Genomic DNA, 12459 nt, shown 5'->3' on the forward strand with positions numbered 1-12459 from the left:
CGAAAAGGCGGGAGGAGGAGAGAGCGATGGGAATTCAATGGTATATATTAAGCACGCTGGTGGTCATTATGGTGCAGCGTTTTATTTTCAAATATCGGGCGATGCGCGGCGTTAGTTATACGCGTTCCTTCAGTGTGGCGACTTGCTTCGAAGGGGATCGCATTGAGATGTTGGAGCGGATTGCGAACCGTAAAATCATTCCAGTGCCATGGCTTCGCGTCGAATCGCAAATGCATGCCGGCTTGAAATTTGACAGCGATTCCAATTTTGATGTGAGTAAAGGGCAGTTCTATCAGAATCACCGGAGTTTGTTCAGTTTGATGGGCAATAAGCAGCTGACAAGGCGGCATACCGTGCAAGCGGTAACGCGCGGCTGCTACCGGATTTCCAGCGCGTCATTAACTTTTGGAGATTTGTTTGGCGCGTTCAGTGCTTATCAGTCTGTGCCGCTTGAGGTGGAACTGCTCGTCTACCCACAGCCTGCCGATCCTTCGCTAATCCAGCTTCCCTCGCGAAGCTGGCAGGGGGATATTACGGTGAAACGATGGATCGTCGAAGATCCATTCGCGATTAGCGGCGTTCGGGAATACCGGGCCGGCGACTCCCTCAAGTCGATTAACTGGAATGCGACCGCGCGTGCGGGATCGCTGCAGGTTCACCGCCGCGACTATACGGCGGACTACCGGCTGGTTGTGCTGCTGAACGTCGAGGATCATGAAGGCATGTGGGAGGTCGTGAACAATACGCCGCTCATCGAGGAAGGCATTCGGTATGCGGCGGCTGTTCTGCAATATGCGACGGAGCAGGGCATGGAGACAGCTTTTGCATGTAACGGTCATGAGCTTGATCAACCAGGGACTGTGATGTCCGTGGAACGAGGTAGTGGATCAGAACATCTGGTCCATCTGTACAATCAGCTGGCTAAGCTCGTCATCGTACGTGCGTTGCCATTCGATGCGATGATTGACAAACTTGCGGAACAGTGGGAAGAGCGCTACGATGTCGTTGTGATCTCGGCATTTATGAGCGAGAAGATTGAGAGTGCGATGCGTAAGCTTCGTGATAACGGTCATTCGGTCGATTGGCTTCCGGTTCGGGAACAAGAGGAGGCTGCAGGATGATAAATAGGCTTACGGGCACAAGACTGCTCCTACCGACTGCGTTAATAGAACTGCTCTTGCATTTGCCGCTTGTTCTGATTGTCTATGTTTATAGGCCAAGCTTTGCTCCTACGCTTACAGAAATGCTGCTGCTCCTATTCGTAGTCTACGTCATCGGCTATGGCGTGAATGCGATCATTCGGTTCGTCCGTGCGTTTCCGCGTGTGCTCGTTGCGGCAGTTATCGGCGGAGCGGGCGGCATAGCGTTATACGGCGTGAATTTCGATGGCATCTATACGGCACTTCTGCTTGCAGCAGCTGCGTACCGTGGCGGCAGATATGTGATTACGCCGGCGCTTAATCGCATGATGCCGCGGGAATTCGTACTCGGACTGATGTATTATTTCCTCTGCTCGATCGTGTTTAGCTTCAAGGCAGAGTTTGATCATTACCAAAATCTAGTTCTCGTCTGCGGGCTGTTCGCGCTCGTGGTGACCTTGTTCCAGACGAACAGAAGCAATGTGAATCGCGAGACTCTATCCGGCGCCGTGAAACCGGTGGTCGAGCCTACAGTAAGGCGCCATAACCGGATCTTTGTCGGTATCATCGCAGGTATTTCGGTCTTGATCGTCATCTCTTACCAGATGCAGGCGATCTTTAGCGCCATATACCGTTATTTTGAAGAGTTGTACCGGCAAATGCCGAAAGAAGACGTTAAGTCGCCGCTTCAGGCAGATGGCGGTCAAGATAAGTCGCCTTTTCCGACTGAGTTGCTGGGCAAGCCTACGAGAACGATGCCTCATTGGGTGGATATTTTACTTTATGTCATTGTCGGTATCGTGGTCTGCTTCATCCTATGGCTATTTCTGCGCCAGCTGAAGCATCTGCCAGAATGGCTCCGATCTCTTCAGCAGAAGCTGAAAGATCTGTTTAGCAGGGATAAAGGGAGCTCATCTAAAGGGTATGTCGACCAGGTGGAGCGAATTCAAAAATCTCGAAAGCTGAGCGAGCTATGGCGGGGACGGTCCAAGGAGCCTCGTGTCCGTTGGAAGGACTTGGTGGACAATGAAGCGCGAGTCCGGTACTTGTACCGGCGCTGGATCGGCAGCAGCGTGAAGAAAGGGTATGCGTTCAGACCGTCACTCACTCCTCTGGAGGTGGCGGCAGAACTGCAGTCCCAGAAACTGATCCATGCAGATACAGCTACGACAGAGCTTGTGCAAGCGTATCAGCAAGTTCGCTACGGTAGCGGGAAATTGTCGGATGAGCAAGTTGGCAGACTCGCCGACTCGATGGGGCGTACGGACGAAAAAAGCAAACGTTAGTGAAATGAACATATTTAACCAGCAGCTGGGCATCCTACTTGCGGACAACTTGAAAAGTGTCGCGAGGGAGGACTAGGGAATGAATATGCAAAATCAACCGCCTGGGAGCAGCCAGCAGCTCAGCTATGAGCAGTTTCAAGCACAGGTGAGGCAGCGTGAGCTGGAGCAGCAGCAGCAGGCTCAGCAAGCGCTGAAGCGTGTGGGGCTTGATCCAAAGTCTCAGCAGGTGCAGCAGGTGATCCAGCAGCTGCGCAGCATTGAGCAGGAGCTGCAGCAAGCGGAGAATCAGCTTCAGATGCAAATGGATGCACAGCGACGCCAAATTAAATTGATCCAGCAGAAAATCCAGCATACGGTGGCGCAATTCCAAGGCGCAAGTGCAAATTCGAATTCTTATATGCAATAATGAGTGACCGGTTTGAAATAGCCCTTCTCGCGATCCGTTCGGATCTAGGCGAGAGGGGCTTTATTTTAAGGTAATTTATGTAATGTTTGTGTTATGTAAATTAACATAAAAAGCTTGAAAATAAGCACGAATGGAACTAATATGTTATATAATATAACATTTACAACTGAGCTGCACGACGCGATGGACATGTCAGGATCATTCAGGGAGGGAGCCCAGCATGGATATGGTTTCGTTGCTCGCTGTATTGGACGGAATGGAAGAAGGAACAACGTCCCCGGTTCTCGCCACAATTGTCCGGACCACTGGACATTCGTACCGTAAGAAAGATGCCGCCATGCTGTTCCTGCCCGGTGGAACCAAGGCGGGAAGCATAAGTCCCGGATGCTTGGAGGATGATCTGCAAGCGAGAGTGGACTCGATTGCTTCTTCAGGGCTGCCGGAGCTTGTTACTTATAACATGAAACCGCATGAGGATGCGATTTGGGGAGAAGCGATTGGCTGCGGCGGTGAGATCACGGTTCTGCTGGAAGTGGTAAAGGGAGAGCTTCTACTCATACTGCAAGCAGCATCACAACTACTTCAAAACGGTAAACCAGCCCAGCTCCTGAGGAAGTGGCGAGGTCCATTCATCGACTATTCACTCAATCGAGGTCTTGTAAACATCGCGGGCCATGAGACAGCGGGATCTGAACACGCATCTCTTGATTCGAAGTGGATGCCACGGCCGAGATTGATCCTATTCGGCGCAGGTAATGATGCCGAGGCGATAGCGGCACTTGCAGAAAGTGCGGGATTTCACGTAATTACCGCCGATTGGCGCGAGGAGCGTCAGATATCGGGTCATAGCGTGATCGGGTCGCCGGCTGAGATTCAAGATTCGCTGAACATGGGGCGAGGCGATTACCTTATTATTTGCAGCCATCATCAACTGAAGGATCGTACGATGCTGGAACAAGCGCTGCCGCTTGGGCTTAGCTATATCGGCATTCTTGGCTCACGAGCGAGGGTCGCCATGCTGCTAGATGGTCTGACCGTAACAAGCAATGTATATGCCCCAGTCGGACTGTCGATTGGAGCTGACGGCCCGTTACAAATTGCGATTAGTATCGCCGCAGAACTTATTGCTGTTCATTCCCGATCCGTTCATGCGGCAGTGGAGAGGGAGGATATTTATGAGAATCGGCTGCATTTATTTGGCGGCGGGCTCGAGCAGGAGGATGGGCGAGCCGAAGCTGTCGCTGGAGCTGGCTCCGGGCATCACGGTTGGAGGCCAGGGCTTGCATGAGCTGCGCTATTGTGGCTTTCATCCGCTCACGGTAGTCGTACGCTCGGATGATCCGCTGCTCTGGCTGTGTGATCGTAATCGGAAGGATCGGATCGCCTCGCTTCCGAAATTTCGTATAACGCCGTGTAAGGACGCGGCTAATGGGATGTCTTATTCATTGCGAAGCGGACTCACAGCGCTGCTGCCTGAGAAGATGGATGCTGTGCTCGTCGCCCTCGCTGACCAGCCGTTTATTTCAGCGTCGCTGCTGAAACGACTTGTATATGTTTATCGCGAAGACCCCTCGGTGCACTATGTTGCAAGCGGCTACGGGGAGACAGTAGGGCCACCGCTTATTTTGAATAAATCGCTGTTTCCGCAGCTGCTGGAGCTGGATGGAGATCGCGGAGCTAGACATATTCTGAAATCGCCGGATTATGTCGGGAAAGTCGTTCGTTACGCCGCCGAGTGGACATTCATGGACATTGATACACGAGAGGAGCTTGGGGAGGCGCGCGAGCTCTGGTCGCAGCTGCAGATGAATGCGAAGTAGAGGAGGGATCGCCTGTGACAGCGCAAATGAACATGGCCGGGGAATACGCGATGGTCTGGCAACCTCACGATGCGGCAGAGGCATGGCGGCTGAAGCAGAGCTATGGCCCTGATTGCGAATATATCGCAGGCGGAACTTGGTTAGCGGTTCAATGGGAGAATGATTCGTCCGCGATGCCTCGCCATCTCATCGATCTTGCTTCAATCCCTGGCGTTAGAGGTATAGCGATGCAGGGACATGAGTTGATCATCGGTTCCTTAACGCCATTAAACGTATTGCGCAGCGATCCTCTGGTTGCGGGTGAGTATCCTTTAGTGACAGAGGCGATCAGGACGATTGCTGCGCCATCGATTCGCAATCTAGCTACAATTGGCGGCAATGTTGGCTCTAGGACAGGTGATCTGCTGCCTGCGCTCCTCCTCTATGAAGCCGAACTGCTCTGGCATGATGGTCATAGCACGCAATGGGAACCTGTCTCTGAATGGCTGGCGCAGTCAAAGGATGTCATTCGGCAGCAAGGGCGGATTTTGCTCCAGCTCAAGCTTAAGATGCAGCAGCCTTCTCCTCCTGTTGGTCAGGTGTTTGCCTACTATGAGAAGGTGGGGAGAAGGGAAGCATTCACGCCATCCGTCGTCACTTGCGGATTTGTAGCAGAACTAGAAGGTGCAGGCGCTTGTCGGGAGGTTAGCCGCATCCGAATTGCAGCTGGCGGCGGTCTCATGAAACCAGTGAGACTGCCGAAGTCGGAGGCGCTTCTCGTGGGGAAGACGCTGGAGCCGCAGCTTATGGAGCAGTTCTATGAACAGCTGGTAGATGAGATTGAGCCTGCTGGCGATCTCTTCGTATCCACAGCTTATCGGAAGCAGACTGCCGCTAATCTTATTGCCGCAGGACTATGGCAGAAGTGGCAACGTTCGGAGGGATGAACATGCTCTTAAACCGGGAATCCAGCAGCACGCGCTGGCGTACGAGACCGGACGGTCGTGGAAAAGTGACCGGGCAGCTATCCTATCTGACCGACCGGATAGCGCCCCATATGCTCATTGGCAGAGTTCTACGCAGTCCTCATCCGCATGCGCTCATCTTTGCGATCCATACGGAGAAGGCGGAGCGGTTGCCAGGCGTACATGCCGTTCTTACTTACAAGGATGTGCCGGGTCTGAACGGATTCGGCATTGCCATGCAGGATCAGCCCGTGCTCTGCTTCGACAAGGTGCGTTATGTCGGTGATGCCATAGCTGCTGTAGCAGCTGAAACCGCACTTTTAGCAGAGCGAGCGCTAGCGCTTATCGAAGTGGAATATGAGGTGCTGCCCGTTGTCGATGACCCGGCTTCTGCGCTTGCGCCGGACGCGCCGCAGCTCCACGCGAAAGGGAACGTGCTGCATCGAGCGGAATTCAAACGAGGAGATGTAGAGCAAGGGTTCGCTCGCTGTAAGCACATCGTTGAGGAAACCTATCGTTCGCCGCGCCAAATGCACACCTATATGGAGACCGAAGGCGGTCTGTTCGTCCCAGAGGAAGAAGGAAGGCTCACTGTATACGCGCCAACGCAGCATGGCTTCATGGATCGGCTGCAGCTCTCTCGAATTACGAAGCTGTCCGAGCAGGCGATTCGTATCGTCTCCAGCCCAATCGGCGGCTCCTTCGGTGGCAAAGACGAGCTGAATGTACAGCCGTATGGAGCGCTGCTAGCCCTTCACACGCAGAGGCCAGTCAAGCTCCACAATTCTCGCAAAGAATCGGTCCGAACCGGTCTGAAGCGCCATCCGATGACGATTAAGATGCGGACTGGAGTCGACGAAGCTGGCACGATTCTAGCTCATCAGGTCACCATTACGGCAGATACAGGTGCGTATGCGACACTTGGCGCTGAGGTGCTGAACTTCGCTACCGAGCATGTGCTTGGGCCTTATCGCTACGAGCATGTCGATATACAAAGCGTATCGGTCTATACGAATAACGGGATGTCCGGGGAATTTCGCGGCTTCGGCGGCAATCAGGCGCTCCTGGCGCTGGAGGGGCAGATGGATCGTCTTGCCGAGGTGAGCGGCATGGATCCGTGGGCTTTCCGCCTGCACAATATGCGAAGAGCAGACGATCCCGGCCCGTTCGGTCAGCCGATTGCGCCGACGAATGGCGCTCAGCTCGTATGGGATGCGCTCGCTTCATCGCCGATCTGGGCCGAGAAGCTGCGTCAACAGCAGAGCGGCCGAGCAGCAACGGAGGAGGAAGCGATTAATTCGCGGCTGCGCACAGGCATCGGCGCCGCCTTCATCATGCACGGCGCGGGGCTCGGCGCAGGCATCCCTGATCCGGCGGGCGGCAGGCTTGTCCTCGCCGAGGACGGGAAGATCGAAGCGCAATTCGGCTACGAAGAATGCGGGCAGGGACTGCTTGCGACACTTGAGCTGATGATGATGGAGCAATTCGGCTTCGCTGCCGAAGACCTCAGGCTTGTCATCGGCGACACGGACGCGGTGCCAGACAGCGGATCAACGACCGCGTCAAGGGCGACGACGATGATGTGGCAATCGCTGCAGCAGCTTCGGCCTTCTTTTGAACGGAGAATGCTTGAGGCGGCTGAAGCTCTAACCGGCCATCCTGCAGAAGAGCTGCGGCTAGGTGCTGGCGGCGTATGGCAGAAGCTAAAGCAGCCTGAGCAACAAGTGGGGGCGACAGCCAGCGATGGCGAGCTGGTCATTAGCTATAAGCAACTGGCAGCTCGTTCGCAGGCAGCAGGACAGATTCCGATTCGCGCTGAAACGAAGTTCGCTTATCCGACAACGTCCCTCAATCGTACTGGCGCGCATTACTTGTACACCTTCGCCGCTGTCGCAGTGAAAGTCGGGGTGGATACGTTAACGGGACGGGTTCATGTCCTTGACCAGTTTCATACAATCGCAGCCGGTCCGGTTATGAATCCTCAAGGGTACCTCGGGCAGATCGAAGGCGGCAGCATAATGGCGCTCGGTTACACCTTGACTGAAGAAGCGCTCATGCAAGGTGGGCATTATGTAACCCGAAACTTGGATACGTATCTCATTCCGACATTGAAAGATGCAAGCGGCCGGATTGCGGTGCAGCCGATTGAGCAATTGGCTGATGGTGACCTTTATGGTCCGCGAGGCATTGGAGAGATCGGCTCCGTCGGATTGGCTCCGGCGATCTTGTCGGCTGTTTACGACGCGGCCGGCAAGCGGCTGAGCCAGCTGCCAATCGACCCTCATTCACTCATCGAACAAACGAGATTTGCGTAAGAAAGGCGGTGGGGATCGCGATGAAGAAACAATCGGAGCTGCAGCATTTTACGCATTCAATGTTCAACTGTACCGTTAATGATGAACCGATCGCATTGCATGTACCTGCAAGCAAAAGATTGCTGACGATCCTCCGAGATGACTTGCTGCTTACCGGAACGAAAGTGGCATGCGAAATCGGCAGATGCGGAGCTTGCATGGTTCTCATTGACGGCAAACCGGTGAATGCTTGCTTAACGATGGCTTTTCAATGCGCGGGCAAGCGCATTACGACGATTGAAGGACTTGCAGGCGAAGGAGAGGAGCTTCATCCGGTACAGCAAGCTTTTCTCATGGAAGGCGGTTATCAGTGCGGTTATTGCACGCCAGGCATGATCATATCCGTCACAGCGCTGCTGGGGGAGAATCCAAATCCGACGGAGGCTGAAGTGGAGGAAGCGTTATCCGGCAACCTGTGCCGTTGCACCGGATATGGCGGGATACGGCGAGCTGTGCAGCATGCAATTGAACAAGGGAGGGATTCGACATGAACGACAGGCTTCAGCTGTGGCAGCTGAACACGATGAGCCGCGAACTGTTCACGCAGCAGCTCGGCGGGATATTTGAGCATTCGCCTTGGGTAGCGGAGAGGGCGTGGGGCATGAGGCCCTTTCATTCGTTATTGGAGCTGCATGAAGCCATGCTGCAAGTGGCGAAGGAAGCGCCGGAGGAGCAAGTGCTCGCCCTGCTGCGCGCACATCCCGGCCTCGCGGCTCGTATTCAGATGACTGCGTTCTCTGAAGAAGAACAGGCGGGAGCAGGGCTGCAAGAGCTGACGCCGGAGGAATTCAGCCGATTTACCAAACTGAATGCTGCTTACTTGCAGAAATTCGGGTTCCCATTCATTATCGCGGTCTACGGCAAAAGCAAGTCGGAAATTGCCGCAGCGATGGCAGTCCGGCTCGAACATTCGCAGGCTCAGGAGCGCAGGCAAGCGCTGCTTGAAATTCAACGCATCTCTTGGCTGCGCATCCAGCGGAGTATCGAAGAATAAAGAAGGGAGATGATCACATGCTGCAGCTACGAGATGGCCGTACGCTGTATTACGGCAAAGGCGATGTGCTCACTTACCGCACGTATGCGGCACCACTTGGAGTAAAGCCGATTCCAGAGTCGGCTTATATCGGAGAGTCCAATGTGATTTTTGCCCATAATGTGAAGTTCTCCGTAAGCAGCGAGCAGCTGCTCACTTCGTTCAGCAAAGGGGATAATTCACTCGTCGTAGCAACCGATTCGATGAAGAACTTCATCCTCCGGCAAGCTGCCAGGTATAGCGGCAGTACAACAGAAGGCTTCCTCGCGTTCGTCGGCGAAGCATTCCTCGATCAATACCCGCACATCAGCACCGTAGACATCCAGGCGGACAAAATCCATTTTGACACTGTACGCGCAGGGGGCCGCGAGAGCAGCGGGCTCGTCTTCAAACCATCGCATAACGAGCATGCGCATGCATCGCTTGTTATGAACCGCAGCGACCAGGGAGGCGAGATCGTATCGCATTTATCCGGCCTCGCTGACCTGCAGCTTATAAAAGTAAGCGGCAGTTCGTTCTACGGTTTTATTCGGGATGAATATACGACGTTGCCGGACAGCTACGATCGACCGCTGTTTATCTACTTGCACATGAACTGGCATTACACGGATATTGCTGACGCACTCGACAGCTCGAGAGGACGATACGTGCCGGCAGAGCAAGTCCGGGATCTTGCACAGCATATCTTCCATTCCATCGCATCACCATCCATACAATATCTCGTCTGCCAAATCGGGCTTCATCTGCTGACCCGTTTTCCGCAGCTGGCAGCAGTCCATTTCGAATCGAACAACCGAACGTGGGAAGCGATCCTTGGTAACGATCCGCATGCGCGTGCTTGCGTCTACACGGAACCGCGTCCTCCTTATGGGTTTCAAGGCTTCTCGCTCAAACGCTCCGATCTGACGAGCGGCGAATTTGAAATGGCGGACTGCGGTTCTGCTTCGCGCGCTTCGGTCAAGCCGCTGGCTTCACCATGAGAGGGCGGCTTACTACACATGTGCTGGATACGTCTCAAGGGAAGCCGGCTGTCGGCATGCGTATTGAGCTATGGGTACGTTCATCACTCGGCAGAGAACCGCAGCTGGTGAAGTGCGCTGTCACCAATGCTGACGGCCGCGTCGATGAGCCGCTGCTGAACAGCGGCGAGCTTCACATCGGTGAATACGAGCTGATCTTCGCGGTAGGGGAGTATTATGGACTTCGTGAAGCTGCGCCGTTTCTAAGCAGTGTCCCAGTCCGCTTCACCGTAACCGATTCGAATTCGAATTATCATATTCCGCTGCTCGTTGCACCTGGTGGATATAGCACCTACCGAGGCAGCTGAAGCAAACTTTGCATTCCAGCTGGCAGAGTGGTAGAATATTTTACCAACCAACCATGTAGGGAGCGTAAAACTTATGTCAGATCAGCCAATACCCTCGGTGCATCCGTACTATCAGCATGCGATTGAAGCGTTTAAGCTGCTGCCTGCCGCGACAGACGGGCTAGTTCAGCTGCAGAATGCTTTTGCAGCATCGAATGAAGATTTCCTCGCGATCGAGCTTAAACATATGATTGCAAGACTAAAAGAGATTAAAGAGCTGTTCTCCAGTGGGCCGCAAGGCTGATTCTGTCCCGGAACAGTCGGCTAAGAGCCTAACCCGCGTGTTCACACGGCGGGTTTTTTAGTGCGGATACACCTTGGCGAGAATTTCGCTTAGAGAGGAAAAAGCCTCTCTCAACGCTCGAAATGATGGGAATGGTGGTCCAAGAGCGGTAATAGCCTCTCTCAGAGCTGAAATTTGAAGCTAATAGCACAATCGAGGCGCAGATAGAGGAAAAAGCCTCTCTCAATCCGCGTATTGCTAGAAAAGTTAACTGAGAGAGGAAAAAGCCGCTTTGGCGCAGGAGACTGGAGAGAGCTTAGAGTCGGGGGTGCTGGCAGCTTGGCGGGCACTCGGACAAATGCCGATCTCGTTCGTGGAGAGCTCGAGAAGGGCGCTCTGCACCACACAGCAGCCAAGCGAAAGACTCATCAATCTACTAATTAGACCTAGTGTGTTGTCTCGTGCCTTTTACTCTAGTCGTTCATACGATGAAGGTATGGAAGAGTAGAGGAGGCGTCCCTATGCCGATCTTGGATACAGGGCTGCTCGTTAATCGGGAAGTACGGCGCACCGTATCGTTGACCATTCATGTCATGAATCGTGGCAGACAGCTAGCAACAGCTGGCATTCAGATTTATTCGGCAGTCTCGCCGCGCAGCAAGCAAAGCGAATCAATGGAAGGGGATGGGGAGAGCCTGCTTAGCGGGTACGGACAGATTCAAATGGAGCGTTCGACGCTCGTACAGCTTCAGCCAGAGCAAAAGGCATCATGTACGTTTATGATGGAGCATGACGTCAGTCATTTGCAGCTGTATGGGGTACGGATTACGACGACTGGGCTCGCTGCAGGGGAAGTCACAGCGTCGGTTGCGGAGCGAGATGAGGAAGGCGCGCTTATTGTGCAGCAGCAGGTTCCCGTCACCGGGGGTTATATGGATGAAATGATGCATGCCTATGTCGCGAATCATACGCAGCATTCCATTACGGTCATCCAAACGGCCACGCATACCCGTATTGCAACGATTCCTCTTCCGGCAGGCAGCAGTCCGAGAACGCTCGACTTCACGCCAGACGGACGCGAGGTATATGTCACCTGCCAAGGAGACAAAACGGTTCGTGTCATTGATACGCTAACCCACGAAGTAACCGGGGAGTACATGTTGCCGCAAGGAGCTGTGCCCATTGCTGTTGCGATTGCGAAGCATGCCCAGGTGGCGTACATTACGACGCTGGTCGAAGATTATTTGATCATCGTGGATACTGTAACAAGATCGCTCGTGAAGCTGGTGCCGCTGCCAAAAGGGAGTGATCCGGTTCAAATGGCTATTGCGCCAGATGGGAAGCGCGTGTATTGCTGCCTCATTAACAAAGCCTCGATTGCAGTTCTTGATACGGTGAAGCAAACGCTTCTGCCGATGATAAAGCTGCCGCATGGGGCAAAGCCGTCTTCTCTCGCTATTACACCTGACGGAACGTTTGCATATGTGACAGATGTACATCATGATCGTGTCTATGTGATCCGACTAAGCTCGAATACAATGGTGACGTCGATCAAGCTGGATGCAGGTGCAGATCCGCAGAAGATCGTCATCACACCGGACGGAGCGCTTGCTTATGTGGCAGCGCGTGGCGGGGATGAAGTGACGGTCATTAACCTGTCACGGAACGAGATCTTGACCAACATTGAGCTGCCAGGCGGCAGTAATGCGAGCGATGTGGCGATTACACCGGACGGGGCTAAAGTGTATGTGAGCATTCTCACCTTCGGATATGTCGCGGCGATTGAAGTAGCCAGCCAACTGCCCATTGCGATTCTGCCGACAGGAAGCTTCCCGTCAGGCGTTGCGATATCGCCAATCTTGCTCCACTAAGCAAAGTGTAAAAATAG

General features: G+C 53.9%; 13 protein-coding genes. All 13 read left to right on the plus strand.

The features are described from left to right. Positions 1-26: 26 nt before the first annotated feature. The gene (locus AC0LWF_RS04265; RefSeq protein WP_474650293.1) at positions 27-1121 is read left to right on the plus strand and encodes a DUF58 domain-containing protein; all 1095 of its coding nucleotides are present in this window, start codon (positions 27-29) and stop codon (positions 1119-1121) included. After that, positions 1118-2425 carry a DUF4129 domain-containing protein gene (locus AC0LWF_RS04270; RefSeq protein ID WP_474650294.1) on the plus strand — a complete coding sequence of 436 codons (1308 nt, stop codon included), beginning with the start codon at positions 1118-1120 and terminating at the stop codon, positions 2423-2425. The genes AC0LWF_RS04265 and AC0LWF_RS04270 overlap by 4 nt, the downstream gene beginning before the upstream one ends. A gap of 79 nt (positions 2426-2504) precedes the next feature. Further along, positions 2505-2831: a hypothetical protein gene (locus tag AC0LWF_RS04275; RefSeq protein WP_474650295.1), complete on the plus strand. Its 327-nt coding sequence runs from the start codon at positions 2505-2507 to the stop codon at positions 2829-2831. A gap of 220 nt (positions 2832-3051) precedes the next feature. Beyond that, positions 3052-4119 carry an XdhC family protein gene (locus AC0LWF_RS04280; protein WP_474650296.1) on the plus strand — a complete coding sequence of 356 codons (1068 nt, stop codon included), beginning with the start codon at positions 3052-3054 and terminating at the stop codon, positions 4117-4119. After that, complete coding sequence (locus AC0LWF_RS04285; RefSeq protein WP_474650297.1) at positions 4052-4651, plus strand: nucleotidyltransferase family protein; 600 nt, start codon at positions 4052-4054, stop codon at positions 4649-4651. The genes AC0LWF_RS04280 and AC0LWF_RS04285 overlap by 68 nt, the downstream gene beginning before the upstream one ends. A gap of 14 nt (positions 4652-4665) precedes the next feature. Continuing rightward, complete coding sequence (locus AC0LWF_RS04290) at positions 4666-5577, plus strand: FAD binding domain-containing protein (RefSeq protein ID WP_474650298.1); 912 nt, start codon at positions 4666-4668, stop codon at positions 5575-5577. Positions 5578-5579: 2 nt separating this feature from the next. Next, on the plus strand, positions 5580-7910 hold the full coding sequence (pucD, locus tag AC0LWF_RS04295) for a xanthine dehydrogenase subunit D (protein ID WP_474650299.1): 2331 nt from the start codon (positions 5580-5582) through the stop codon (positions 7908-7910). A 20-nt stretch (positions 7911-7930) separates the two neighbouring features. After that, positions 7931-8440, plus strand: coding sequence for a (2Fe-2S)-binding protein (locus tag AC0LWF_RS04300; RefSeq protein WP_474650300.1), 510 nt, complete (start codon positions 7931-7933; stop codon positions 8438-8440). Then, the gene (gene uraD, locus AC0LWF_RS04305; RefSeq protein ID WP_474650301.1) at positions 8437-8943 is read left to right on the plus strand and encodes a 2-oxo-4-hydroxy-4-carboxy-5-ureidoimidazoline decarboxylase; all 507 of its coding nucleotides are present in this window, start codon (positions 8437-8439) and stop codon (positions 8941-8943) included. Before AC0LWF_RS04300 ends, uraD begins: the two co-directional genes overlap by 4 nt. A 17-nt stretch (positions 8944-8960) precedes the next feature. Further along, entirely contained in the window at positions 8961-9962 is a 1002-nt protein-coding gene (gene pucL, locus AC0LWF_RS04310) for a factor-independent urate hydroxylase (protein ID WP_474650302.1), read from the plus strand. After that, entirely contained in the window at positions 9959-10309 is a 351-nt protein-coding gene (gene uraH / locus AC0LWF_RS04315) for a hydroxyisourate hydrolase (protein WP_474650303.1), read from the plus strand. The genes pucL and uraH overlap by 4 nt, the downstream gene beginning before the upstream one ends. A 73-nt stretch (positions 10310-10382) precedes the next feature. Then, positions 10383-10592, plus strand: a complete 210-nt coding sequence (locus AC0LWF_RS04320; protein ID WP_474650304.1) for a hypothetical protein — start codon at positions 10383-10385, stop codon at positions 10590-10592. Positions 10593-11092: 500 nt separating this feature from the next. Beyond that, on the plus strand, positions 11093-12442 hold the full coding sequence (locus AC0LWF_RS04325) for a beta-propeller fold lactonase family protein (RefSeq protein WP_474650305.1): 1350 nt from the start codon (positions 11093-11095) through the stop codon (positions 12440-12442). Positions 12443-12459 lie beyond the last annotated feature (17 nt).

This window comes from Paenibacillus sp. sgz302114 (assembly GCF_056120345.1).